The organism is Xanthomonas hydrangeae (assembly GCF_032697525.1).
Classification (GTDB): Bacteria; Pseudomonadota; Gammaproteobacteria; order Xanthomonadales; family Xanthomonadaceae; genus Xanthomonas; species Xanthomonas hydrangeae.
This window is the reverse complement of sequence record NZ_CP103836.1, coordinates 2,034,191-2,059,579: the sequence shown is the minus strand read 5'-3', so window position 1 is coordinate 2,059,579 and position 25,389 is coordinate 2,034,191. Positions and strand designations below refer to the sequence as shown.

The following is a 25,389-nucleotide window of genomic DNA, read 5'->3' as shown; positions in this document are numbered from 1 at the left end:
TGTCACAAGGCCTCAGCCCACCGGCTGTCCAGGTCGTTTCACTTTTCGGGATTCTTTTATGCAAACCATTGGCAATGTCTGGTTATGGGGTGGCTTCGCGATCGTGGTGATCGTGGCGCTGATGGTCGATCTGGTGCTGATGCGCCATGGCGGCGCGCACAAGGTGACCTTCAAGGAAGCCACCTGGTGGAGCATCGGCTGGGTGCTGCTGGCGCTGGCCTTCAACGCCGGGCTGTGGTGGTACCTGCAGTCCAGCGCCGGCGAGGCGGTGGCCAACCGGATCGGGCTGGAGTTCCTGACCGGCTATCTGGTCGAGAAATCGCTCGCGGTCGACAACATCTTCGTGTTCCTGATGGTCATGACCTACTTCGGCGTGCCTGAAGAACAGCGCCAGCGCGTGCTGATCATCGGCGTGCTGGGCGCCATCGTGCTGCGCGCGATCATGATCTTTGCAGGCTCGGTATTGCTGACCAAGTTCCATTGGCTGCTTTACGTGTTCGGCGCGTTCCTGCTGCTGACCGGTATCAAGATGTGGTTCTCCGCCGGCAAGGAGCCGGATCTGGAAGCCAACCCGGTGCTGCGCTGGATGCGCGGCCATCTGCGGCTCAGCCCGCAGTACGACGGCAACCTGCTGAGCGTGATCAAGGACGGCAAGCGCTGGTTCACGCCGCTGTTCGTGGTGCTGATTTTGATCGCGGTGATCGATGTGATCTTCGCGGTGGACAGCATTCCGGCGATCTTTGCCATCACCACCGACCCGTTCATCGTGCTGACCTCCAACGTGTTCGCGGTGCTGGGCCTGCGTGCGATGTTCTTCCTGCTGGCCGGCATGGCCGACCGCTTTCACCTGTTGCCATATGGCCTGGCGGTGATCCTGGTGTTCATCGGCACCAAGATGATGATCATCGATCTGTACAAGATCCCGGTGCTGGTGTCGCTGGCAGTGGTGGTGCTGATCCTGATCTTCACCATCGTGCTGAGCCTGCTGCGTCCGCCCAAGCCGGCCCGTCACTGACGGGCCGGGATTCGGGATTGGGGATTCGTGAATGGCAGCGCCGCATGCACTGCTCCCCACCATGCGCACCGACCATCTCGACTGGTCCTTGCCCGCCCACCGTCGCGGGACCTTACGCGGCATGGATGCCGCGTAAGAGCTTACAAGGACGTACTTGCAGCGTGTCCCGCGATGGTGGGCGGGCAAGGACCCTGCAGCCAAGGCGCAGATCAACAATCAAAAGCTAGGTGAGTCGAGGGCGCGGTGCCCTCACCGCTCGCGGGACACGCCGTGAATCCGTCCGTGGAGGCTCGGTGGCGGTATCCATGCCGCCACACGGTCCCGCAATCGGTGAGGACACCGCACCAGAGAGTTTGTAGGTGGCGTTGTTGAAAACATGCACACCGACCAGCTCGACTGGTCCTTGCCCGCCCACCGTCGCGGGACCTTACGCGGCATGGATGCCGCGTAAGAGCTTACAGGGACGTACTTGCGGCGTGTCCCGCGATGGTGGGCGGGCAAGGACCCTGCAGCCAAGCAACAGATCATCCGTGATGCGGCGCAGGCCGATGCGCCAAAGATCGGCGCCGGGAGTGGATTATCCCGTCGCCGGGCCTGCTTATCCCGCGCCGGATGGGCTTGTAAAAAAACCCGCGCGACGCCATCCGTGAAGGCATGACACAGCATCCTGTTGCCGCCGCCGACGCCACCGCCCAAGACCGTCTGGACCGTTCCCGGGTCTTGCGTGCCTTCAACTTCAGCCTGGCCGCGGTGCTGCTGCTGGTGGCAGTGTTCACCGCCCAGGGCATGTTCGACTGGCGCGCCTGGGCGGTGGCACCGCTGCAGGCCGACGGCCTGCTCGGCATTCTCACCGCACCGCTGCTGCATGGCTCGCTCGCGCATCTGGGCGCCAACGCGGCCGCCCTGCTGATCCTGGGCACGCTGGCCGGCAGCGTGTATCCGCGCGCCACCGTCATGGCGCTGCCGTTGTTGTGGCTGGGTTCGGGCCTGGGCGCCTGGCTGCTGGGCGAACCCGGCAGCCGCCACCTGGGCGCCAGCGGCGTCACCCACGGGCTGATGTTTCTGGTGTTTGTGCTCGGCCTGCTGCGCCGCGACCGCCCGGCGATCGCCACCAGCATGATCGCCTTCCTGTTCTACGGCGGCATGCTGCTGACCATCCTGCCGCACGAGGCCGGCGTGTCGTGGCAATCGCATCTGGGCGGCGCCGTGGCCGGCCTGATCGCCGCACTGCTGCTGCGCCTGCGCGACCCGCAACAGGCCAGGCCACGCTACAGCTGGGAGGATGAGGACGAAGACGCTGCGTGGGAAGTCAGCAATGCCGAGCGCGACGTGCTGGAACCGCCGCCGCCGCGCCAGGTGCCGGTGCTATGGCAACGCCAGGAAGACGGCTCGCACAACGTGGTACTGCATTTCCCCCCGCGCGAGCGACCGCCTGGGACGTAGGAGCGCGCTTGCGCGCGATGAGGCTTCCTCGATAACGCCTCATCGCGCGCAAGCGCGCTCCTACGGGCCGCGGATGCGTTTAACGCATTGCACGCGCGTGCAACGCACGCCGCGCCAGGCCCGGGTCGTCGGCGAAGAAGGCATCGATGCCGGCGTCCAGATAGGTCTTGAGTTCGGCCAGTGCCCCGGCGTCGTTACGCTCGGTCACCGCGCCGCTGCTGCGGTTTTCGGCAGCCAAGAAGTAGTTCTCCGGGCGGAACGTATACGGCTGCACCTGCAATCCTGCCGCATGCGCGTCGCGCACCAGGCTGGTTGGCGTGCCCAGGCGTTGCTGCGCATCCAACGGAATGATGCTGCGGATATCCGGGCCGATCGCATCGGCATAGCTGGCGATCTGCTTCAGCCCTTCGGGCGTGATCATCTGCGCGTAGGTGCGCGGCGCGTTGCCCACACCGGCATCGGGCAGCGCCATCTGCGCGCCACCCAGCAACTGCAGCAGGCGAATGTTGCTGGTGCGCCCGATCTTGCCGCGCAGGCCACGCAGGTTGCCGGTCTCGAACGACTGGATCACCACCGGCGCGGTCTGCGTGTAGGCATGCGCACGCAAGCTCGCCAGCACCTTGTCTTCCATCGGCAACTTCAGCGCACTGAAATAGCTCGGGTGCTTGATCTCCGGAATCAGCCCGATCGTGCGCCCGGTCGCTGCCGATTCCGCTGCGACAAAATCGATGATCTCGTCGAAGGTCACGATCTGAAACTGCCCATCCCAACGCGTGCCACGCAATTGCGGCAGACGCTCGCGCGCGCGCAGCGTCTTCAATTCGGCAAGACTGAAGTCTTCGGTGAACCAGCCTTCCATCGGCTGGCCATCGATGGTCTTGCGGGTCTTGCGCGCGGCGAACTCAGGGTGGCTGGCCACATCGGTGGTGCCGCCGATCTCGTTCTCATGGCGTGCCACCAGCACGCCATCCTTGGTCGACACCAGATCCGGCTCGACGAAATCGGCGCCATCCACAATGGCCTTGGCGTAGGAGGCCAACGTGTGTTCCGGGCGCAACGCGCTGGCACCGCGGTGCGCAAAGATCTGCACCGTTTTCGCCAACGGCGCTTCTGCCACTGCGGGGCCGCTCATGCCGACCATCATCGCTCCCAACACTAGAACACGGTGGAACTGCATCATGCATTTCTCCAACGAAAAAGCAGCCATCAAAACCAAGGCATGATCGCCAGGCGAACGCGGCCGATTGGCGGTGCGGCATGTACGACACATACACCCCGCTTTCTCCGCATCGTCTGCATCCGCCTGACAACCACGCGCTACGTCTTGTCAGCCACTCTAAAACTAACAGCGTCCATCAGCATCGGAAAATCCGTAAGCAGCAGCAAGACCCGCCGTTACGAATCCCAAATCCCGATTCCCCAATCCCTGACTCAGAACTTCGCATCCAGCGTCAAGAACACCTGCCGCGGCGCACTGGCATGGAACGCCAGTTGACGCCCATTCGGATCGCTGTTGGCGAACGCGGTGAGGTTGGAGGCGTAACGCTTGTCGGTGAGGTTGGTGACGTTGAGCGAGAGCTTGAGCCCCTGCAGCACGCCGGCCTGGCCGAAGTCGTACCCGGCGCCCGCATCGAACGAGGTGTAACCGCCAAAACCCTGATCGTTGGTGTAGGTGTAGTAGCGCTGCCCGGTGTACTTGCCGCGCAGATTGACGTTCCAGTTGGCGTAGTTGAAGGCGATTTCGCTGGCGAACATGCGCTTGGGCGTATCCACCGTGGTCTTGCCGGCAGTGGCGATGGTCACACCGTTCTGCACGTAATTGTCGTCGTAGGTCGAACGGTTGATCGAGGCCGAGTTGTACCACTGCAGGTAACTGGTCGGCTTCCAGATCACGGTCAGTTCGCCGCCGCGGCTGCTCACCGAGCCCACGTTGAAGAAGCGCGTGGTGCAGGCCGGCGTGGTGCCCTGCTGGATGCTGGCGCAGGGATTGAGCGAGAGCAGACGGTTGTCGAAGGTGACGTCGTAACCGACCAGCGAGGCTTCGAAGTGATCGCGCACGAAGCGATAACCGGCTTCCATGGTGCGCGACTTTTCCGGCTCCAGCGCACCAACGCTGGCATCGAACGAGGCCTGGGTCACCAGCAACGGACCGCCGGCGCCGCCGCCCTGAAACGCGGCGATGTTTTCCGCATACGAGGCGAACACTTCCTGCCCTTCGGCCAGGCGATAACCCAGACCGATCTGCGGCAGTACCGAGTCGCTGGCCTTGATCGAGCCGGTCGCCACCGGCGCTTCCACCGCCACGCCCGGCGTCTCGCGCGCGGTCATTTCGGTACTCGGGCTCTTGATGCCCAGATCCACGCTCAGGCGCTCATCGAAGAACTTGAAATTGCCCTGCACGTAGAACTGCCGGGTGGTGATGACGTAGTTCTGCGAGAACAACCGGCGGTCCGGATCCTGCAGGAACTTGTCGTCGCTGACCGGCCCGTCGATCCAGTAGAAATTGCGCTCCACATCGTGGTGATTGCGCTCGTACCACAGCCCGGCTTCGAGGTGATGCGGGCCCAGGTTCCAGCCGAGCGAGGCGATGCCGCCGGTGCGGTTGATCCAGTAATTGGTGCTGCGGATGGAGATCGGCAATGCCTGCGGCGTGCCTGGATTGGACGCCTGGCCCGGCGACCACCAGTGGCCCTGACCCTTGTTTTCGTGGTGATAGACCTGGGTGTGCAGGCTGATCGCATCGTTGGGCTGGAAGTCGCCGGCCACGTAGAACAGATCGTCGTCGCGCAATGCGCGGCTTTGGTAATAGGCATCGTCGACGTTGTCCACGCCGCCACTGAAACCACAGCGTGCCGCATTCCGCGTGGCCGGTGCGCAATACGCTGCGGCCAGCGCACGGTTCCAGTCCGGTGCGTACAGATTCCAGTCCCAACCCAGGCCACGCGCCATGCCGCTCTTGGACAGATACGAATAATCCGCCTGCGAGGTGCGCGAGGTATCGGCGAACGCGGTCAACTTGCCGCCGTCGAACTGGTACACACTCTTGGCATTGAACTGCCGCGTAGTGGTCGGCGAGTCCGGACGCGCCCACATGTCGGCTTCGGCGTTGATGCCCGACACATATGCCGAAAAGCCGTTGTAGTCGCCGGTATCCACGCGCAGGAAGGTACGGCGGTTGGCATCGGACCCCACCGTCTGCGACACCTGCCCGCCGAACACGCTGGACGGATCGGCCGAGTAGTACTGGATGGTGCCGCCGAGGTTGCTGGTGGAGGCGGTACCCAGCGCACCGATGCCCGAGGCCAGCTCCACGCCGCCGAAGTTCTCGGCGATCAGCGCGCGGCTGATATTGAGGCCGTTGTAGTTGCCGTAGGCGTTGTCGCCCAGCGGGAGGCCGTCGAGCGTATAGCCCAGGCGCGTGCCGTTGAAGCCGCGCAGGCTGATCGTCTGCGACTCTTCGTTGGCACCGAAGGCATCGTTGGATTGCACGTTGACGCCCGGCATGCGGTTGAGCAGCTTCTGGATGCTGGTGCCGGGCGGCAACACCGGAATGTCCTGCTGGGTGATGCGCTGCACCTGACGCGTTTCGCCCTGGCCGATCACCGAGACCGCATCGAGCTGCTGCACGGTCGTGCCGGTGTCGGCAGTCACCTCGGGATCGGCGGCGTGGGCGGCCGGCGACAGCACGAGCGCGGTAAGAACGACGGCACTTAACAGATGGGTCTTGGGCATGAGCGGCAGGGGGACGAGTCAAAAGATGACGGCAAGCGTGCGACAGCTGTCTTGCGTCGATGCGACCGGGACATGACAGTGCTGCGACAGCAGCTGCGCATTCCGCGCCGCAGCTGCGTTGCGCTGGCACGCACGTGTCATCTGCGCGTCGTAATCTGCGAGCTCTTCCATGCGCGTTGTTGAGGGTTGGTCCATGTCGCATCGCAGTGCTCGCTCTTATCCTCGGACGCTGACCGGCATCGCCATCGCCGCGCTGGTCGTCGGCAGCGGCATGCTGAGCGCGCGGGAAAAACCAGCATCGACAGGCTCGGTGATCGCCACCGATGCGCGCGGATATCTCGAAAAAGAACAGTTGCCCGACAGCCTGCGCCTGGTGCCGCCACCGCCGCAGGACGGCAGCGCCGCGCTGGCCAACGACGAAGCCATCGCCAAGGCCATGCTCGCGTTGCGCGGCACACCGCGTTGGAACCTGGCCACCCAGGACGCCGCACTGACTTTCCCCGCTGCCGCCAGTCACTTCAGCTGCGCGCTTGGCGTCCAGATCGATCAGACCCACACCCCGCATCTGCTGCGCCTGCTCGAACGCAGCATGCGCGACGCCAGCAGCAGCACCAGCGCGGCCAAGGCACGCTACCAACGCCCGCGCCCGTTCATGCGCAACGACCAACCGATGTGCACCCCCGCCGACGACGCGGCGCTGCGCAAGAACGGCTCCTACCCCTCCGGCCACACCGCCATCGGCTGGAGCTGGGGCCTGATCCTGGCCGAACTGGCCCCCGCACAACGCGACGCCCTGCTCGCCCGAGGCCGCGCCTTCGGCGACAGCCGCCTGGTCTGCAACGTGCATTGGCAAAGCGATGTCCTGCAGGGCCGCATCATGGGCGCCGCCACTGTCGCCGCATTGCACGACAACCCTGAGTTCCAGAAAGACATGGCCGCCGCACGCGGCGAGATTGAAAAGGCGCGCGCAAAGCACGCTGCAACGCCCGCGGCATCGCTCACTTGCGATGCCGAAAACGCGGCACTGCAGACGGTGTTGCCGGATGTGATGTAAGCGATACGACAGGATCGGATCACTGCAACCTGCTCTAGACAACGCGGCCACTGCGCGTTGGACCATGCATCCAACGTCTGTTGAATACGCGGTATTGGACCTCGACTGATCCCGGCCTCGGCATCACTCCACCGGACACTGGCCGGCCACAGACGCATTGAGTAGATCGACTACGTTGATCGAGACCGCCCGGCCTCGCTCATTCTGCGCGCGCGCGTCCGGCGCCAGCCCCTCCCGCATGTTCTGCATGATCAATGCGAGCCGATGCTCACCAACCCGGCCGACCGGCCTGGCACTTGCCCGTTCACGGCAATAGACATTTCGCTGTCCGTCCCCACCGCGATGACATGTCGCAGCGGCGCTTCGCTCGGTCGGGCAGCGTGCTCACTGTCGGCGAAGGCGCCAGATGCGTACTGGTCGCCTGGACAAAGACGTGGGACGACGACACCAGCCGCGTTGGACCGGAGGGGGACAGGCGCTCATTACATGAATTCGACAAGCAATTCCTGGCCCGGAAGCCCTGTTTCATTAAAAAGTTCCCGGAAGATGACATCCCCGTAAATCTTGGGTTAATCTTCAGGCAGCCTTCAGGAAAGTGACGGGCTCGGTTGGTCAGGTTTTCTCGAAGCGCCTTCCCCCTCAATTGCCACAGGCAGTTGAGTTTTTACGTCTTGCAGTCGGTGTGACGGTACTTCATCAGGAGAGAGAGGAATGACACGTCCAGGGGTTCGTAGTGCCTTGTCCAAGAACATCACACGCAGTGCCTTGAGCATTGCGCTGAGCATGTGTGTTGCCGGCGGTGTACAGGCGCAGAGCGCGGTGGGCTCCATTTTCGGTAGTGGGCAGCCTGGCAGCACCATCGCCATTCAAAGCCCGCAGACGGGCGTGAGTCGTTCAGCCACTGCCGCTGCCGATGGCCGATTCACGTTCAGCCAGCTGCCGCCGGGTAAATACATCATTACCTCCAATGGGCTGACCCGGGAGGTCGAGGTCAAGGTCGGCAGCGGCGCGCAGGTCTCGCTGAGTAGCGATGCCACTACGCTGGATCGGGTGGAAGTGGTCGGCGCGCAGGCGTTCAACCCCATCGACGTCTCTTCGGTGGAATCGACCACGGTGTTCACTGCCGACCAGATGGTCTCGCTACCGGTGGCCAGCGATGTGTCTTCGGTCGCGCTGCTCGCGCCTGGCGCGGTCCGGGGCGACAGCGGGCTCGGTGCAGGCAACCTTGCCTCGTTCGGCGGATCGTCGGTGGCCGAGAACGGCTACTACATCAATGGCTTTGACGTCACGAACATGCGTACGTTTCTGTCGTTCGCTAATCTGCCGTTCCAGAGCATTGGTCAGCTGCAGATCAAGACCGGCGGGTATGGCGCCGAATACGGCCGCTCGCTTGGCGGCATCGTCAGCATCGTCACCAAGGCCGGCTCCAACGAATGGCACTACGGCGGCAGCGTGGAATGGGCACCGGACTGGGGCGCGGCGGCGGGTAAAAACGTCCGCGAACGCGACCCCGACGCGTCAGACCCGCTGTACCAGTACCGCAGCGACGATCAGTTCGACAGCACCATTTACTCTGCGTATGCCAGCGGCCCGATCGTCAAGGACCGCTTGTTCTTCTTCGCAATGGTGGAAGGCCGCCAGGAAACTGAAGACAACTTCTACGCGCTGACCAGCCGGCGCGTCAGTGACACGACCCCGCAGGGCCTGGTCAAGCTCGATTGGTATATCAACGACAGCAACTTGGTCGAATTCACCGGCATCTACAACCAGGCCAAGACCAAGTACCGCACCTACGAATACGCCACCGACGCCAACGGCGACAACCGCTACAACGTTGGCCGGCACGAAGTGCCGATCGAGCAGTACGAGATGGAGAATGGCGGCAAGATCGGCATCCTCAAATACACCGGCTACTTCACCGATAATTTCACGCTGTCGGCGCAGTACGGCTACCTGAGCAATCTGATCGAGTCCCGCCTGCCGGCCGATCCGGCTGGGAGCGAATGCCCTTGGGCCTACAGCTTCGGCCTGACCACCAGCGTGGTCGACCGATACATCGGCTGCAACCCGGGCACGATCTCCACGATCGCCGACCGCGATGCGGAGCCGGACGAGGACATCCGCAAAGCGTTCCGGGTCGATGGCGAATGGGTGCTGGGCGATCACCGGTTGCGCTTCGGCGTGGATCAGGAAAAGTACGAATCCAGCCACCGTGGCCAGACCTACGCCGGTGGCATCAACTGGGCGTATTACACGGTGCCCGGCAATTCGGTAGCCACCGGCGCGTTTGCAGGCCGGCCTGGCCGCACGGTCAACGGCCAACTGGTGCCGCGCAATGCGCTGTACGCACGTTCGCGCGTGTTCCAGAGCAGCAGCTCCACGTACGAAAACACCAATAGCGCGTTTTATCTGGAAGACAACTGGCAGGTCACCGAAAACTTCCTCGCCGTGCTCGGCTTGCGCGGTGAGAAGTTCGAAAACAAGAACGGCGATGGCATTGCCTGGATCGAATCCGATTACAAAATGGCACCGCGCCTGGGCTTCTCCTGGGATGTGCTGGGCGATTCCAGCTTGAAGCTGTTCGGTACCGCAGGCCGCTACTACATCCCGGTGGCGACCAACTCCAGTATCCGCGCAACCGGCGCCGAATCGACCGTGTCCAACTGGTACTTCGTCAATGGCTGGAGCGAAGCCGATGGCACGCCGGTTGGCCAAGGTGCGCAGATTGGCCAGACCCAGACCAATGGCTCGCTCACTGCGCCGAATCCAGCCTCTGTCGCGTCCACCAACCTGTCGCCGATGTACCAGGACGAGGTCATTCTCGGTGGCCAGCTGCAGTTGACGGAAAACTGGATGGCGGGTGTGCGCATGATCCGCCGCGAAGTGAAGTCCGGGATGGACGACACCTGCACCACCAATCCGTGGATCGACTGGGCGGCGGACAACGGCTACCCCGATTTCGATCCGGGCTCGGTGCCTAGCTGCTACTTCTTGAATCCGGGCAGCGATGTGACCATCAACGTCGATCTCAATGGTGATGGCGAACTGGAACTGGCAACCTTGCCGGCCTCGTATCTTGGCCTGCCGGAATATCGCCGCCTGCATACCGCTCTGGAATTCTTCTGGGAGCGCACCGGCGAGAAGTTCAACTTCCAGGGCTCCTATACGTTTGCCAGGACACGCGGCAACGTCGAGGGCTATGTCAATTCCACGCTGGAACAGGAGGACGCCGGCCTCACCCAGGACTTCGACCACCGTCTGTTCACCGATGGCACCTATGGGCCGACCCCGAACGATCGTCAGCACACGCTCAAGCTGTTCGGTGCTTATACGATCACGCCGGAATGGCAGCTTGGCGGAAATTTGGTCCTGCAGTCCGGGCGCCCGATCAATTGCCAGGGCTATATCCCGCTGGACGACATCCCGCAGCCTGACCAGGGCAACCTCAGCGGTTACAGCGGCTCGAGCTTTTACTGCTTGAACGCCGAGGGCACACGCGTGCTACGCCAACGTGGCGACGAAGGCCGCACGCCGTGGACCTGGACCTTCGATCTGGCCGCGGCGTACATCCCCAACTGGGCCGATAACAAACTGCGCTTCAAGCTAGATGTCTTCAACCTGTTCAACAACGACAGGGTCACCGAGTACAACGAGTTCAGTGAGGCCTCGCGTGATGTGATCAGCCCAAACTATTTGAACGATCAAAATTATCAGACGCCTCGTTCGTTTCGCCTGACCGCGCGCTACGACTTCTAAGTCGCGGTATCAGCGTTTTACATACGAAATCCGGTCTCGTAAGAGGCCGGATTTTTTAATTGGCGAATGCTAGATTCAGCGCTCCGCGCTGCGCAGTGCCGCATCACTTACCAATACAAAAACTCGAAAAGATCTTGCCCAGCAACTCGTCGGCGCTCAGCTTGCCGGTAATGTCGCCAAGCGCTTCGTGCGCCAGACGCAATTCCTCAGCGGCCAGTTCGAGTTGTTCGAAACCCAGTTCCAGATCCGCCGCATCCGCGTGGTGCTCGGCGCGACGCAGTGCTTCGACATGCCGCGTGCGTGCTGAGAATTCGCCATCCACGCTTTCCATGCCATCGCCCAGTGCGAGTTCGCGCAGGCGGATGTGCAGCTGCTCCAAACCCTGCCCGGTCACTGCAGAGACCGCGATTGCATCGCTATCGAGTTTCAGAGCATCTAGCAGCAAATCGCACTTATTGTGGATCCAGAGCTGCCGCGGCACCGCATCGATGGCATCGCCGATCGCATCGCGTGCAGTTTGCGGGTCGCGTGCATCCAGCACGATCAGCGCCAGGTCGGCGCGCTGCAGTTCGGCGCGTGCGCGGCGCATGCCTTCGCGTTCGATCGCATCGCCGCCGTCGCGCAAGCCCGCAGTGTCGACCAGGGTCAGTTCGAAGCCATCGAGCTGGATGGTTTCCTGCAAGGTATCGCGCGTGGTGCCGGCGACATCGGTGACGATGGCGCGCTCGCTGCCCGCAAGTGCATTGAGCAAGGAACTCTTGCCGGCGTTGGGCGGACCGATCAACACCGCATGCAACCCATCGCGCAACTTGCGTCCGCGTTCGGCATCACGCAGTAATTGCGCGAGCAAGCCGCGTGCCTGCGTCAGTCCATCGCGCACTTGGGTGCCGCCCAGCGTATCCAGCGGCTCATCGGCAAAATCGATCGCCGCCTCCACATGGATGCGCAGACGCGTCAGGCTGTCGCTGACTGCATCCACGCGGCGCGAGAACACGCCATCCAAGGAACGTCGCGCGGCACGCGCTGCGCGCAGATCGCCGGCCGCAATCAGGTCGGCGATGGCCTCTGCCTGCGCAAGATCGAGTTTGCCGTTGAGAAACGCACGCTCGCTGAATTCGCCCGCGCGTGCCTGCCGTGCGCCCAGTGCGATACAGCGCGCCACCACCTGCCGCAGCAACACCGGGCTGCCATGGCCTTGCAACTCCACCACGTCTTCGCCGGTAAAACTGTGCGGCGCCGGAAACCACAGCGCAATGCCATCGTCGATCACCTCGCCCAGGGCATCGCGAAAGCGTGCGTATCTCGCCTGCCGTGGCTGCAGATTCGGGACACCCAAGTCGGCGGCGATTTGCGCGGCCTGCGGCCCGGACAGCCGCACGATGCCGATGCCTCCGGTTCCGGCGGCACTGGCGATGGCAACAATGGTCGATGGCGAAGAAGACATAGGTTGTTGGTACGGCGTGTGGTCAGAAACGTGGCTTGCAGGCGCGCATGCAGAAAGCCCGCCTTGCGGCGGGCCTTCTTCATATCACTTGGCGTTGGCCTGGATGATCTTGCTCGGCTTCTCGCCGTGCTGGCGGATCATCCACCACTGGATCAGCAGACCCAGCCCGCCGTTGACCACCCAGTACAGCACCAGGCCGGCCGGCATGAAGGCCATCATGACGCCGAACACCAGCGGCATGAACTGCATCATCTTGGCCTGCATCGGGTCCATGCCCGGGGTCGGGGTCAGCTTCTGCGTGGCCCACATGATCGCGATGTTGAGCACCGGCAGGATGAAGTACGGATCGCGCGCGGTCAGGTCCTGGATCCAGCCCAGCCACGGCGCCTGACGCAGTTCCACCGACTCCACCAGCACCCAGTACAGCGCGAAGAAGATCGGCATCTGGATCAGCAGCGGCAGGCAGCCGCCCATCGGGTTGATCTTTTCCTTCTTGAACAGCTCCATCGTCGCCTGCTGATACTTGACGCGATCGTCGCCGTAGCGCTCCTTCAGCTGCGCCAGGCGCGGCTGGAAGCGGCGCATCTTGGCGCCTGACTTGTACTGCGCGGCGGACAACGGATACAGCGCCAGGCGCAGCAGCACCACCAGCCCGATGATGGCCCAGCCCCAGTTGTGCAGGAAGCTGTGCAGATGGCTCAGCACCCAGAACAGGCCCTGGCCGATGATGGCCATGATCGAGAAGCGGCTGTAATCGACCACCCGGTCCAGGCCCTTCACGTCTTCTTTGGCGATCAGGCTGACCAGCTTCGGGCCCACCCACAGGCGCGCCTCGGTGCTGGCGGTCTGGCCCGGCGCCACGGTGAAGGCCGGGCCGCGCAGCTCGGCCACGTCACGCGGGCCGTCCTGGTTCAGCACATACAGCGAGGCCTGGTCCTTTTGCGGAATCCACGCAGTGAAGAAGTGGTGCTGCAACAGCGCCACCCAGCCGCCGGTGATCTGGCGATTGAGGCCGCCGTCGTCCATGTAGTCCTTGAACGCGCGACGCTCGTAGCCTTCCTGCGGGCTATACCAGGTCGCCCCGTTGAAGCTGAAGGAATCCGGGTTGGTCATGCCGCGGCTGAGGATGGTCGGCACCCGGCTCAGCTTGCGGAACACGTAGCCGTTCCACGGTGCACCGCTCTTGTTGATCACTTCATCCTTGATCGAGATCGCGTAGCGACCACGTTCCAGGGTGAAGGTGCGGCGGATCGACACGCCGTTGGGGCCATTCCATACGAACGGCACTACCAGGCTGTTCTGGCCGTTGGCCAGTTCGAACGCGGTGCCCGGCTGTTCGGCGCGGAAGCCGCCTACGCCCGGTACCGGCGAATGCTCGCTGGCCCAGCCGCTGGTGGCGTTATAGGGATGCGCGGCATCTTCGGTCAGCAGGCTGACCGGCGCGGTGCCGTCCTTGGTCTGCGGAAACTGCAGCAATTCGGCATCGAGCACGCTGCGGCCGTCCAGCTTCAGGCGCAACACGTCCGATGTCAGCGTGATCACCGGCGCAGCACTGGCAGCGGCCGGCGTCGCGGCGGTGGTACTGGTCGCCGGTACCGCGCCCGGCACGCCCGCCTGCGGAATGGCCTGTGCCGCCGGCACATTGGCCGCGGTCGCAGCTGCGTCCAGGTCACGCGCGGCCGGCACCGACTGGGTCGCCGCAGCTACCGGTGCATTGGCGGCCGTCTTGTCCTTGCCCCACTCCATCCACAGCAACGCCGCGACCATCAGCCAGGCAAAAATCAGGAAAACACGGGTCTGGTTCATCGGGCAGCAACTCGCTCAGTCGGAACTGGGTTCCGGCTCTGTCGGGGAAAGGGAGGATGGGTGCATCGTCCTGGCGGGCGGCATTGTGCCGGGCGCAGCAGGCAGGGGCAATGCGCCGGCACGGCGCAGCAGACGCAGGAAGGCGTCGCGAATCTGTGGATTGGTCGCTTTTGCGGCGGCAGAGCGCGCCACAATCACGTAGTCGCCACCGGCCAGCTCGGGCAACAGGTGGCGCATGGCATCGCGCAACACGCGTTTGATGCGGTTGCGTCCGACCGCACGCGTATCGACCTTGCGCGACACCGCCATGCCCAGGCGCGGCGGTGTATCGCCGGTCCGCCAGTGCAGGCTGAGCAATGGGTCCGAGGTGCGACGTGCAGTATCGAAAACGACCGTATATTGCGCACGCGTACGAACCCGCGCAGAGCGAGGAAATCGCCTGCACGGGTTCGATGCGTTCACGGTAGGGACTGCCTCGGCCGCGGGGAGCGGCGCGGCAATCAAGCGCTCAGGCGCTTGCGGCCCTTGGCGCGGCGACGAGCCAGGATCTTGCGGCCGTCGGCAGTTGCCATACGTGCGCGGAAGCCATGGTCGCGTGCTCGCTTGAGGTTGCTGGGTTGGAAAGTACGCTTGGTGGCCATGGGGCCCTCTGCATGGATGGAGACGAATAGAACCGGAAATTCTATAGGACCTCTACAGCGCCGGTCAACTCCTCAAACGCTTTACCGCAGGTGAGGATGGCAGCAGCCTGTGGATGGACCTGTGAATAAGTCTGGGAAAACCCTGCCCTCGGTGCTAGTCTGGCGCATCCTCTTTTCACTACCGGGCTGCGAGCACGGCGCTTTTCTGCGCGCCGCAGCCAGCAACAGATGATCATACTTTGATGGATGCTTGGCCCCGCTGTCTGGAACGTCTCGAAGCCGAATTCCCGCCCGAAGACGTCCACACCTGGTTGAAACCCCTGCAAGCCGAAGACCGCGGCGACAGCATCGTGCTGTACGCGCCGAATGCCTTCATCGTCGACCAGGTCCGCGAACGTTATCTGCCGCGGATCCGCGAACTGGTGGCGTACTTCGTCGGCAATGGCGAGGTGGCGCTGGCAGTCGGCTCGCGTCCCCGTGCGCCAGACCCGTTGCCGGCCCCGATGGCCGCGCCCAGCGCGCCGGCCGCCGCGCCGATCGTGCCGTTTGCCGGCAACCTGGATTCGCACTACACCTTCGCCAATTTCGTGGAAGGCCGCAGCAACCAGCTGGGGCTGGCGGCCGCCATCCAGGCCGCGCAGAAACCCGGCGACCGTGCGCACAACCCGCTGCTGCTGTACGGCAGCACCGGCCTGGGCAAGACCCACCTGATGTTCGCCGCCGGCAATGCGCTGCGCCAGGCCAATCCGGCCGCCAAGGTGATGTATCTGCGCTCGGAACAGTTCTTCAGCGCGATGATCCGGGCGCTGCAGGACAAGGCGATGGACCAGTTCAAGCGCCAGTTCCAGCAGATCGATGCGCTGCTGATCGACGACATCCAGTTCTTCGCCGGCAAGGACCGCACGCAGGAAGAGTTCTTCCACACCTTCAACGCGCTGTTCGATGGCCGCCAGCAGATCATCCTGACCTGCGATCGCTACCCGCGCGAGGTCGAGGGGCTGGAGCCGCGGCTGAAGTCGCGCCTGGCCTGGGGCCTGTCGGTGGCGATCGATCCACCGGATTTCGAAACCCGCGCGGCCATCGTGCTGGCCAAGGCGCGCGAGCGCGGCGCCGACATTCCGGACGACGTGGCGTTTTTGATCGCCAAGAAGATGCGCTCCAACGTGCGCGATCTGGAAGGCGCGCTCAACACGCTGGTGGCCCGCGCCAATTTCACTGGACGCTCGATCACCGTGGAATTCGCCCAGGAGACGCTGCGCGACCTGTTGCGCGCCCAGCAGCAGGCGATCGGCATCCCCAACATCCAGAAGACCGTGGCGGACTACTACGGCCTGCAGATGAAGGATCTACTCTCCAAGCGGCGCACCCGCTCGCTGGCGCGTCCGCGCCAGGTGGCGATGGCGCTGGCCAAGGAGCTGACCGAACACAGCCTGCCGGAGATCGGCGACGCCTTTGCCGGCCGCGACCACACCACCGTGCTGCATGCCTGCCGGCAGATCCGCACGTTGATGGAGGCCGACGGCAAGCTGCGCGAGGACTGGGAAAAGCTGATTCGCAAGCTCAGCGAGTGAGTCGTTGCGGCCCTTGACGGCCCGCTTGGAGAAAAGCGTGGAAACGTTGGGGTCAAATGCGGGAGAATCTGTGGATAACGTTGCGTCGCGGTTCGAGTGAAAAACTATCCACAGGTTTTACCGCTAGACCAGGGCTACTAGTCCAACGACTTTCAGGCGCTGAAATGTCTTTGGAAACAAATAGTTATGGTGGTTATCCGCTGAAAACGGCCCTACCATCACCACCAAGCTTTTGATTTATTCCATTATCTTTTAAAGCATAGGGGCACGGAACCACATGCGTTTTACACTGCAGCGCGAAGCCTTCCTCAAACCGTTGGCCCAAGTGGTCAATGTGGTCGAACGCCGTCAAACCCTGCCTGTTCTGGCCAACCTGCTGGTGCAGGTCAAGGACGGACAGGTCTCGTTGACCGGCACGGACCTGGAAGTGGAAATGATCTCGCGCACGATGGTGGAAGACGCGCAGGACGGCGAAACCACCATCCCGGCCCGCAAGTTGTTCGACATCCTGCGCGCCCTGCCCGACGGCAGCCGGGTCACCATCTCGCAGACCGGCGACAAGGTCACCGTGCAGGCAGGACGTAGCCGCTTCACGCTGGCTACGCTGCCTGCCAATGACTTCCCGTCGGTGGATGAAGTCGAGGCCACCGAGCGTGTGGTGGTGCCAGAGGCGGGGCTGAAAGAACTGATTGAACGTACCGCGTTCGCCATGGCCCAGCAGGACGTACGCTATTACCTCAACGGCCTGCTGTTCGATCTGCGCGACGGCCTGCTGCGCTGTGTGGCCACCGATGGCCACCGTCTGGCGCTGTGCGAAATGGAGCTGGAGAAGGCCGGCGGCGCCAAGCGCCAGATCATCGTGCCGCGCAAGGGCGTGACCGAATTGCTGCGCTTGCTGGAAGCGGCGGACCGCGAAGTCGAGCTGGAAGTCGGTCGCAGCCATATCCGCGTCAAGCGCGGCGATGTGACCTTCACCTCCAAGCTGATCGATGGCCGCTTTCCGGATTACGAGGCAGTGATTCCGATTGGGGCCGACCGTGAGGTCAAGGTTGACCGTGAAGCGTTGCGTGCCTCGCTGCAGCGTGCTGCGATTCTGTCGAACGAGAAGTACCGCGGCGTGCGCGTGGAAGTCTCTCCCGGTCAGCTCAAGATCAGCGCGCATAACCCGGAGCAGGAAGAAGCGCAGGAAGAGATCGAGGCCGATACCAAGGTCGACGATCTGGCAATTGGCTTCAACGTCAATTACCTGCTCGACGCTTTATCCGCGTTGCGCGACGAGCATGTGGTGATCCAGCTGCGCGATGCGAACTCGTCTGCGTTGGTGCGCGAAGCCAGCAGCGAAAAGTCGCGTCATGTGGTGATGCCGCTGCGTCTTTGACATTGAGTTCCACGTGGAACACGAAAAGCCCGGCATTGCCGGGCTTTCTTGTTTGTGCGGCAGCAAGCCTGAAGCCGGTGCTGGATTGGACTATCGAAAACAAAGGGGTCCTGATCTGCTGTGAGTCCAGTCTCATTGCCGAGTCACAGTCGGGCGCCTGTTCGATGTCGGTGGTGCACCGCATTCTGAAGTGAGGCTGCCAATGGTGGGGGTCAGGTCGTGCTTACGGAGTTAGTGCTCGGCCTGCAACAGCGCGCCTTCGGCCAATCGCGGTAAGAACAAGATGACATTCGCGCACAAGTATGAATGAGTTCATTTCGAGGGGCCGGGAGCATCGGCGGCCGAGGCGGACCGGTGTCTTCCATTGTCCGATGTCGTGGGCATTCCAAGTGCGTTTTTGACTTATGCACATCTAGCTTTGCTTTTAAATCTAGAAATAACTTAAGAGCTTGGTGGTGATGGTAGGGCCAGATTTCGCCGAAAACTACCTTAAGTCTCTGTTTCAAAAGTATTTTTATGCCTCGAAACCCTGTGGTTTCAGTCCTGTTTACCGGTCTGTAACCTGTGGATAAGCAAAAGGGCGCTCAGGAGCGCCAAACTTATCCACACGTTATCCCCTGCCTGTCCCTGCCCGGCTTTCACAGGCCTTTGCACGGAATCGGCAACGATCACGTATCCTGCGCCCCGACCGGTACGCCGGATTAGCTTAGAGCAAACCGATCGATGCACGTTGTGCGGTTGTCCATCCATCGACTTCGTCGTTTCCAGACTGTCGAGCTTCATCCCGCCAGTTCCTTGAACTTGTTCACCGGCGATAATGGCGCCGGCAAGACCAGCGTGCTCGAGGCGCTGCATCTGATGGCCTATGGCCGTAGTTTCCGTGGGCGGGTGCGCGATGGGCTGATCCAGCAAGGCGCCGACGATCTGGAAGTGTTCGTGGAATGGCGCGAGCGCAGCGGCGAAACCAGCGAACGCTCGCGTCGCGCAGGTCTGCGCCATAGCGGCCAGGAATGGACCGGCCGGCTGGATGGGGAAGATGTCGCGCAGTTGGGATCGTTATGTGCCGCGCTGGCGGTGGTGACGTTCGAGCCGGGCAGCCATGTCTTGATCAGCGGCGGTGGTGAACCGCGGCGACGCTTCCTCGATTGGGGCTTGTTCCACGTGGAACCTGACTTCCTGGCACTATGGCGGCGTTATGCACGTGCGCTCAAGCAGCGCAATGCCTTACTCAAGCAGGGCGCGCAGCCGCGGATGCTCGATGCCTGGGATCACGAGCTCGCCGAATCCGGTGAAACCCTGACGTCGCGGCGCCTTCGCTACCTGGATCGCTTGCAGGAACGGCTGATTCCCGTTGCAACCGCGATCGCCCCCTCGCTAGGGCTGTCTGCGCTGACGTTCGCGCCGGGGTGGAAGCGCCATGAGGTCTCGCTCGCCGATGCGTTGCTATTGGCGCGGGAGCGCGACCGCCAGAACGGGTACACCTCGCAGGGACCGCACCGCGCCGACTGGACGCCTGCATTCGACGCGCTGCCGGGAAAGGATGCGCTCTCGCGTGGCCAGGCCAAGCTGACTGCCCTCGCCTGTCTGTTGGCGCAGGCGGAAGATTTCGCCCACGAACGGGGCGAATGGCCGGTGATTGCATTGGACGATCTGGGTTCTGAGCTGGATCGACACCACCAGGCGCGCGTCTTGCAGCGGCTAGCCTGTGCGCCTGCGCAGGTACTCATCACCGCGACCGAAGTGCCGCCGGGGCTTGCAGACGCAGGGGAACTGCTGCATCGGTTCCACGTGGAACACGGTCAGATCGCTGTTCAAGGCGCGTCGGAGTAGGCAACCACGGCACACGCGGGCCGACTGGTATAATTTGTGCGCTATCCCCCTTTTCCCACGGCGCGATGCGGCTCCTGCCGCCCTCGCCCGTGTTGTGGAGCTAACGGCACGCGCATGACCGAAGATCAAAACACCCCGACCACACCCAACAGCACCTACGATTCCAGCAAGATCACCGTGCTGCGTGGCCTGGAAGCCGTCCGCAAACGCCCCGGCATGTATATCGGCGATGTCCACGACGGCACCGGCCTGCATCACATGGTGTTCGAGGTGGTCGACAACTCGGTCGATGAGGCTCTGGCCGGCCATGCCGACGACATCGTGGTCAAGATCCTGGTCGATGGCTCGGTCGCCGTGTCGGACAACGGACGCGGCGTGCCAGTCGATATCCACAAGGAAGAAGGCGTGTCGGCGGCCGAGGTCATCCTCACCGTGCTGCATGCCGGCGGCAAGTTCGACGATAACAGCTACAAGGTTTCCGGCGGCCTGCACGGCGTGGGCGTATCGGTGGTCAATGCGCTGTCCGAGCACCTCTGGCTGGATATCTGGCGCGACGGGTTTCACTACCAGCAGGAATACGCGCTGGGCGAGCCGCAGTACCCGCTCAAGCAGCTGGAAGCCTCGACCAAGCGCGGCACCACGCTGCGTTTCAAGCCGGCCGTGGCGATCTTCAGCGATGTCGAGTTCCATTACGACATTCTGGCGCGGCGCCTGCGCGAGCTGTCGTTCCTCAATTCCGGCGTCAAGATCGCGCTGATCGACGAACGTGGCGAAGGCCGTCGCGACGATTTCCATTACGAAGGCGGCATCCGCAGCTTCGTGGAGCATCTGGCGCAGCTCAAGTCGCCGCTGCACCCCAACGTGATCTCGGTAACCGGTGAGCACAACGGCATCGTGGTGGACGTGGCCCTGCAATGGACCGACGCCTACCAGGAAACCATGTACTGCTTCACCAACAACATCCCACAGAAGGATGGCGGCACCCATCTGGCCGGTTTCCGCGCGGCGCTGACGCGCGTGCTCAGCAACTACATCGAGCAGAACGGCATCGCCAAGCAGGCCAAGGTGGCGCTGACCGGCGACGACATGCGCGAAGGCATGATCGCGGTGCTGTCGGTGAAGGTGCCCGACCCCAGCTTCTCCTCGCAGACCAAGGAAAAGCTGGTCAGCTCGGACGTGCGCCCGGCGGTGGAAAACGCCTTCGGTGCGCGCCTGCAGGAGTTTTTGCAGGAGAATCCGAACGAAGCCAAGGCCATCACCGGCAAGATCGTCGACGCCGCGCGTGCGCGCGAAGCCGCGCGCAAGGCGCGCGATCTGACTCGCCGCAAGGGCGCGCTGGACATCGCCGGCCTGCCGGGCAAGCTGGCCGACTGCCAGGAAAAGGACCCGGCACTGTCGGAACTGTTCATCGTCGAGGGTGACTCGGCAGGTGGCTCGGCCAAGCAGGGCCGTAACCGCAAGAACCAGGCGGTGCTGCCGCTGCGCGGCAAGATCCTCAACGTCGAACGCGCGCGTTTCGACCGCATGCTGGCCTCCGACCAGGTCGGCACGCTGATCACTGCGCTCGGCACCGGCATCGGTCGCGACGAGTACAACCCGGACAAGCTGCGCTACCACCGCATCATCCTGATGACCGACGCCGACGTCGACGGCTCGCACATCCGTACCCTGCTGCTGACCTTCTTCTACCGGCAGATGCCGGAGTTGATCGAACGCGGCTACATCTACATCGGCCTGCCGCCGCTGTACAAACTCAAGCAGGGCAAGAGCGAGCTGTATCTCAAGGACGACGCGGCGCTCAACGCCTACCTGGCCAGCAACGCGGTCGAAGGTGCGGCGCTGATTCCGGCCAGCGACGAGCCGCCGATCACCGGTGAGGCGCTGGAGAAGCTGCTGATGCTGTTCACCGGTGCCAACGAAGCGATCGCGCGCAATGCGCACCGCTACGACCCGGCGCTGATGACCGCCCTGATCGATCTGCCGCCGCTGGACGTGGCAAAGCTGCAGGCCGAAGGCGACCAGCACCCCACCCTGGACAAGCTGCAGGCGGTGCTCAACCGCGGCACGCTGGGCACGGCGCGCTACCAGCTGCGCTTCGACCCGGCCACCGACAGCACCTCCGCCACGCTGGTGGCGGTGCGCAAGCACATGGGCGAGGAATTCACCCAGGTGCTGCCGATGGGCGCGTTCGAGAGCGGCGAACTGCGTCCCTTGCGCGAGGTGGCGCTGGCGCTGGATGGTCTGGTGCGCGAAGGCGCGCAGATCGTGCGCGGCAACAAGACCCACCCGATCACCAGCTTCGCGCAGGCGCATGCCTGGTTGCTGGAAGAGGCCAAGAAGGGTCGCCAGGTGCAGCGCTTCAAGGGCCTGGGCGAAATGAACGCCGAGCAGCTGTGGGAAACCACGGTTAACCCGGATACGCGTCGCTTGCTGCAGGTACGCATCGAAGACGCGGTGGCCGCCGATCAGATCTTCAGCACCTTGATGGGCGATGTGGTCGAACCGCGCCGCGATTTCATCGAGGACAACGCGCTGAAGGTGTCCAACCTGGATATCTGAGCCTTCCGTCGTACGCGCGCGCGTCGCCTCGGCGATGCCCGCGCGGGCGCGGTTTTCGCAGGACGACGATGAGCGCAGATTCTCCAACGACCCCGGCTCCGGCCTCCGTTGCCGGCAAGTCCCGGTTGTTTCCCGCACTGCTCGGCTTCTGGATCGACGTGCTGATCGCCACCGGCCTGCTGCTGACGCTCAGCGTGGCCGGTTTCGCGCTGTGGGGAGCCGTACGCGGCTTCAGCCATGTGCAGGCGGCCAAAGCGCAGGGCCTGACGCCCTCCTCTGCGCAGATCATGGCCGCGATCGGTCAACCCGGGGTACTGGTGCAGTTGCTCACTGCACTGGTCAGCACCGCAACGCCGGCCGTGCTTCTGTACTACTGGCGTCGCCGGGCCACCGCCGGCGAACAGGCCGCCTCGCGTGCCGCCACGCGGCGTGCCTCGACCTGGGGCTGGACCGGCCTGATCGCCGTCTCGGTATTCGTGCTGAGCAATCTGGTCAGCGTCGCGGCATCGGCGCTGGGCATCAAACCGGTGCCGACCAACCTGCCGCTGATGGAAGAAGCGATCAAGCAATGGCCGCTGGCCTTGGTGCTGTTCGCGGTGGTCATCGCCCCGGCGTATGAAGAATTGCTGTTCCGGCGCGTGCTGTTCGGCCGCCTGCTGGCCGCCGGGCGCCCGTGGCTGGGCATCGCGCTGAGCAGCGCGATCTTCGCGCTGGTGCATGAAGTGCCCGGCATCAGCGGCAACGGCCCGGCCGCCATCGCCCAGTTGTGGCTGATCTACGGCAGCATGGGTGCGGCATTCGCATGGCTGTATTGGCGCACCGGCACCCTGTGGGCACCCATCGCCGCGCACGGCATCAACAACGCCACGGCCCTGGCCGCGCTGTACTTTTTCGGGGTGGGCTGACCCGTTTGACGAAAAGTTAAGACGAGCCTGCCAAAATGCCCCCAGGGTTCCAGGGGGATTGAATGAAAGCCAGGCTGTTGATTGTTGTTGCCGTCCTTACGTTGACGGCATGTGCCACCACAACCTCGCCGACCGGCCGCCGACAGGTGGTGGGAGGCGTCACGCAAGACCAACTCGACAAGCTTGGCGCGGAGTCGTTTGCGCAGACCAAGGCCAAGGAAAAGGTCAGCACCGACGGCAAGCAGAACGCCTACGTGCAGTGCGTGGTCAATGCGCTGGTGGCGCAATTGCCGCCGCAATGGCGCGAAACCCGCTGGGAAACCGCGCTGTTCGTCGACGATGAAGCCAATGCGTTCGCGCTGCCCGGCGGCAAGGTCGGCGTGAACACCGGTATCTTCACCGTCGCCAAGACCCAGGATCAGCTGGCCGCCGTGCTCGGTCATGAAATCGGGCATGTGATCTCGCGCCACCATGAAGAGCGCATCACCCGCCAGCTCGGCGCGCAGACCGGCCTGGGCATCATCGGCGCACTGGCTGGCGCGGCCTACGGCGATGGCGCGGCCAGCGCGGTGAACCAGGTTGGCGGCATGACCGCGCAGACGGTGTTCCTGCTGCCCGGCTCGCGCACCCAGGAGAGCGAGGCCGACGTGGTCGGACAACGCCTGATGGCGCAGGCCGGCTTCGACCCTGCCCAGGCGGTGACGCTGTGGCAGAACATGGCCGCCAGTGGCAACCGCCAGCCGCAATGGCTGTCCACTCACCCCGATCCGGCCAATCGCATTCGCGAACTGCAGGCCGACGTCAATCAGCTCGAACCGGTCTACAAGCAGGCGCGACAAGACGGCCGGGCGCCACGCTGTGGCTGAAATCGCCCCGGATACGTACCGAATATCGCAACACAGCATGGAAACCGTTTTCGGGAACTGAGACTTTCTGCTAAGTTTGCCGGCTCAGATTTTTCGTACAGCTTCCATTCCGCTTTTCGTACCGCCCGACGGCGGCTCGTCCGAGGTGAATCATGAAACTGCTCAAGCGCAAGCAAGCCCTGTTGTCCCTGTTCATCGCCGCGTCGCTGGGCGGGGCTGTCGTCGCCGATGCGGTCGCGCAGTCGGACCGCTCGTCCGAGCGTGCCAGCCGCAAGTCCAAGAGCAGCGGCAAGGCCGAAGAGCTGTACCCGCAGTCCACCCGCGCCGCGCCGACGATCAAGCCCTCGTCCAAGCTGGGCAGCAAGTTGCAGAAGCTGATCGAAACCTTCAACAAGGGCGAGGACTACCCTGGCGTGCGCACCCAGGCCGATGAAATCCTGGCCAATTCCGCTGCCAATGAAGCCGACAAGGCGCTGGCCGCGCAGCTTGCTGCCCAGGCCGCGTACAACACCGACGACACCGCCGCTGCCAAGAAATACCTGCAGCAGGCAATCGGTCTGAATGCGCTGGACAACAACGGCCAGTTCCAGTCGATGCTGATGCTGGCGCAGTTGCAGATGCAGGACGACCAGCAGGCCGAGGGTCTGGCCACGCTGGACAAGTACCTGGACGAGAGCAAGTCGCAGCGCCCGGAAGATCTGATCCTCAAGGGTCAGGCGCTGTATCAGGCCGAGAGGTACAAGGAGGCGATTCCGGTGTTGAAGCAGGCCATCGCCGCTTCGCCCGAGCCGAAGGACACGTGGAACCAGTTGTTGATGGCTGCCTACGCCGAGGCCGGCAAGACCGGCGAGGCCGTCGCGACAGCCGAGGCGATCGCCGCCAAGACGCCGAACGACAAAAAGGCCCAGCTCAATCTGGCCAGCATGTATATGCAGGCCGACCAGATGGACAAGGCCGCAGCCGTCATGGACAAGCTGCGCGCTGCCGGGCAGTTGACCGAGGAGAAGGAGTACAAGCAGCTGTACTCGATCTACGCCAACACCGAGAACAAGGAAAAGGACGTCATCGCTGTCATCAACGAAGGCATGCAAAAAGGCATCCTCAAGCCTGATTATCAGACATACCTCGCGTTGGCGCAGTCGTATTACTACAGCGAGGACGTGCCCAAGGCAGTCGAGAATTGGCAGAAAGCCGCACCCCTTTCCAAGGACGGCGAGACCTATCTGAATCTGGCCAAGGTGCTGCATTCGGAAGGGCGTATCCCCGAAGCCAAGCAGGCTGCCCAGCAGGCGATCGCCAAAGGCGTCAAAAAACCTGAAGACGCAAAGAAGATCATCAACCTGAAGTAAAAAAGAAAATAAACCCCCGAAATCCCTGTGTTTTTAGTGG

General features: G+C 63.3%; 17 protein-coding genes and 1 other RNA gene. 12 read left to right on the top strand and 6 right to left on the bottom strand.

From position 1 onward, the window contains the following. Positions 1 to 58 precede the first annotated feature (58 nt). Both NYR97_RS08535 and NYR97_RS08530 read left to right on the top strand, forming a co-directional pair. Positions 59 to 1,015: a TerC family protein gene (locus NYR97_RS08535; protein WP_205393086.1), complete on the top strand. Its 957-nt coding sequence runs from the start codon at positions 59 to 61 to the stop codon at positions 1,013 to 1,015. 654 nt (positions 1,016 to 1,669) lie between these two features. Further along, a complete protein-coding gene (locus NYR97_RS08530) occupies positions 1,670 to 2,458 on the top strand; it encodes a rhomboid family intramembrane serine protease (protein ID WP_316697523.1) in 789 nt (262 codons plus the stop codon). Between the two features lie 79 nt (positions 2,459 to 2,537). Here NYR97_RS08530 and NYR97_RS08525 read toward each other — a convergent pair whose 3' ends face one another. After that, on the bottom strand, positions 2,538 to 3,638 hold the full coding sequence (locus tag NYR97_RS08525) for a glycerophosphodiester phosphodiesterase (RefSeq protein WP_205393088.1): 1,101 nt from the start codon (positions 3,636 to 3,638) through the stop codon (positions 2,538 to 2,540). A 77-nt stretch (positions 3,639 to 3,715) separates the two neighbouring features. Between NYR97_RS08525 and NYR97_RS08520 the strand changes: the two genes are divergently transcribed. Beyond that, positions 3,716 to 3,791: non-coding RNA, sX9 sRNA (locus tag NYR97_RS08520), on the top strand. A 98-nt stretch (positions 3,792 to 3,889) separates the two neighbouring features. Here NYR97_RS08520 and NYR97_RS08515 read toward each other — a convergent pair. Beyond that, positions 3,890 to 6,190 (bottom strand): TonB-dependent receptor, encoded by a 2,301-nt coding sequence (locus tag NYR97_RS08515; protein WP_316697521.1) that lies wholly within the window; start codon positions 6,188 to 6,190, stop codon positions 3,890 to 3,892. Between the two features lie 193 nt (positions 6,191 to 6,383). Between NYR97_RS08515 and NYR97_RS08510 the strand changes: the two genes are divergently transcribed. Next, a complete protein-coding gene (locus NYR97_RS08510) occupies positions 6,384 to 7,244 on the top strand; it encodes an acid phosphatase (RefSeq protein ID WP_316697520.1) in 861 nt (286 codons plus the stop codon). Between the two features lie 711 nt (positions 7,245 to 7,955). Beyond that, complete coding sequence (locus NYR97_RS08505; RefSeq protein ID WP_316697519.1) at positions 7,956 to 11,000, top strand: outer membrane beta-barrel protein; 3,045 nt, start codon at positions 7,956 to 7,958, stop codon at positions 10,998 to 11,000. 103 nt (positions 11,001 to 11,103) lie between these two features. Here the strand turns inward: NYR97_RS08505 and mnmE are convergent, their stop codons facing one another. The 4 genes from mnmE to rpmH all read right to left on the bottom strand — a co-directional run bounded on the left by mnmE (position 11,104) and on the right by rpmH (position 14,891). Continuing rightward, complete coding sequence (gene mnmE, locus NYR97_RS08500) at positions 11,104 to 12,444, bottom strand: tRNA uridine-5-carboxymethylaminomethyl(34) synthesis GTPase MnmE (protein ID WP_316697518.1); 1,341 nt, start codon at positions 12,442 to 12,444, stop codon at positions 11,104 to 11,106. Positions 12,445 to 12,528: 84 nt separating this feature from the next. Beyond that, positions 12,529 to 14,250, bottom strand: a complete 1,722-nt coding sequence (gene yidC / locus NYR97_RS08495) for a membrane protein insertase YidC (protein ID WP_316697517.1) — start codon at positions 14,248 to 14,250, stop codon at positions 12,529 to 12,531. A gap of 15 nt (positions 14,251 to 14,265) precedes the next feature. Beyond that, entirely contained in the window at positions 14,266 to 14,712 is a 447-nt protein-coding gene (gene rnpA, locus NYR97_RS08490; RefSeq protein ID WP_039512801.1) for a ribonuclease P protein component, read from the bottom strand. Between the two features lie 38 nt (positions 14,713 to 14,750). After that, complete coding sequence (gene rpmH, locus NYR97_RS08485) at positions 14,751 to 14,891, bottom strand: 50S ribosomal protein L34 (protein ID WP_002805908.1); 141 nt, start codon at positions 14,889 to 14,891, stop codon at positions 14,751 to 14,753. 242 nt (positions 14,892 to 15,133) lie between these two features. Between rpmH and dnaA the strand changes: the two genes are divergently transcribed. From dnaA to NYR97_RS08450, 7 genes are all read left to right on the top strand, one after another. Beyond that, positions 15,134 to 16,462, top strand: a complete 1,329-nt coding sequence (dnaA, locus tag NYR97_RS08480; RefSeq protein WP_006451790.1) for a chromosomal replication initiator protein DnaA — start codon at positions 15,134 to 15,136, stop codon at positions 16,460 to 16,462. A gap of 277 nt (positions 16,463 to 16,739) precedes the next feature. Beyond that, complete coding sequence (dnaN, locus tag NYR97_RS08475) at positions 16,740 to 17,840, top strand: DNA polymerase III subunit beta (RefSeq protein ID WP_006451791.1); 1,101 nt, start codon at positions 16,740 to 16,742, stop codon at positions 17,838 to 17,840. 723 nt (positions 17,841 to 18,563) lie between these two features. Beyond that, entirely contained in the window at positions 18,564 to 19,670 is a 1,107-nt protein-coding gene (recF, locus tag NYR97_RS08470; RefSeq protein ID WP_316697516.1) for a DNA replication/repair protein RecF, read from the top strand. 114 nt (positions 19,671 to 19,784) lie between these two features. Next, positions 19,785 to 22,229: a DNA topoisomerase (ATP-hydrolyzing) subunit B gene (gene gyrB, locus NYR97_RS08465; RefSeq protein ID WP_023901928.1), complete on the top strand. Its 2,445-nt coding sequence runs from the start codon at positions 19,785 to 19,787 to the stop codon at positions 22,227 to 22,229. Between the two features lie 68 nt (positions 22,230 to 22,297). Continuing rightward, positions 22,298 to 23,134 carry a CPBP family intramembrane glutamic endopeptidase gene (locus tag NYR97_RS08460; RefSeq protein ID WP_316697515.1) on the top strand — a complete coding sequence of 279 codons (837 nt, stop codon included), beginning with the start codon at positions 22,298 to 22,300 and terminating at the stop codon, positions 23,132 to 23,134. Between the two features lie 62 nt (positions 23,135 to 23,196). Further along, positions 23,197 to 24,000: a M48 family metallopeptidase gene (locus NYR97_RS08455; RefSeq protein WP_205393096.1), complete on the top strand. Its 804-nt coding sequence runs from the start codon at positions 23,197 to 23,199 to the stop codon at positions 23,998 to 24,000. A gap of 152 nt (positions 24,001 to 24,152) precedes the next feature. Further along, on the top strand, positions 24,153 to 25,349 hold the full coding sequence (locus NYR97_RS08450; RefSeq protein WP_316697513.1) for a tetratricopeptide repeat protein: 1,197 nt from the start codon (positions 24,153 to 24,155) through the stop codon (positions 25,347 to 25,349). Positions 25,350 to 25,389: the final 40 nt, after the last annotated feature.

Excerpts from the sequence above, each read along its gene's own strand:
- dnaN (WP_006451791.1), top strand. The coding sequence starts at position 16,740 with ATGCGTTTTACACTGCAGCGCGAAGCCTTCCTCAAACCGTTGGCCCAA.
- recF (WP_316697516.1), top strand. The coding sequence starts at position 18,564 with ATGCACGTTGTGCGGTTGTCCATCCATCGACTTCGTCGTTTCCAGACT.
- NYR97_RS08515 (WP_316697521.1), bottom strand. The coding sequence starts at position 6,190 with ATGCCCAAGACCCATCTGTTAAGTGCCGTCGTTCTTACCGCGCTCGTG.
- NYR97_RS08455 (WP_205393096.1), top strand. The coding sequence starts at position 23,197 with ATGAAAGCCAGGCTGTTGATTGTTGTTGCCGTCCTTACGTTGACGGCA.
- mnmE (WP_316697518.1), bottom strand. The coding sequence starts at position 12,444 with ATGTCTTCTTCGCCATCGACCATTGTTGCCATCGCCAGTGCCGCCGGA.
- NYR97_RS08530 (WP_316697523.1), top strand. The coding sequence starts at position 1,670 with ATGACACAGCATCCTGTTGCCGCCGCCGACGCCACCGCCCAAGACCGT.
- rpmH (WP_002805908.1), bottom strand. The coding sequence starts at position 14,891 with ATGGCCACCAAGCGTACTTTCCAACCCAGCAACCTCAAGCGAGCACGC.
- NYR97_RS08460 (WP_316697515.1), top strand. The coding sequence starts at position 22,298 with ATGAGCGCAGATTCTCCAACGACCCCGGCTCCGGCCTCCGTTGCCGGC.
- NYR97_RS08510 (WP_316697520.1), top strand. The coding sequence starts at position 6,384 with ATGTCGCATCGCAGTGCTCGCTCTTATCCTCGGACGCTGACCGGCATC.
- NYR97_RS08505 (WP_316697519.1), top strand. The coding sequence starts at position 7,956 with ATGACACGTCCAGGGGTTCGTAGTGCCTTGTCCAAGAACATCACACGC.
- NYR97_RS08535 (WP_205393086.1), top strand. The coding sequence starts at position 59 with ATGCAAACCATTGGCAATGTCTGGTTATGGGGTGGCTTCGCGATCGTG.
- NYR97_RS08525 (WP_205393088.1), bottom strand. The coding sequence starts at position 3,638 with ATGATGCAGTTCCACCGTGTTCTAGTGTTGGGAGCGATGATGGTCGGC.
- dnaA (WP_006451790.1), top strand. The coding sequence starts at position 15,134 with ATGGATGCTTGGCCCCGCTGTCTGGAACGTCTCGAAGCCGAATTCCCG.
- gyrB (WP_023901928.1), top strand. The coding sequence starts at position 19,785 with ATGACCGAAGATCAAAACACCCCGACCACACCCAACAGCACCTACGAT.
- NYR97_RS08450 (WP_316697513.1), top strand. The coding sequence starts at position 24,153 with ATGAAACTGCTCAAGCGCAAGCAAGCCCTGTTGTCCCTGTTCATCGCC.
- yidC (WP_316697517.1), bottom strand. The coding sequence starts at position 14,250 with ATGAACCAGACCCGTGTTTTCCTGATTTTTGCCTGGCTGATGGTCGCG.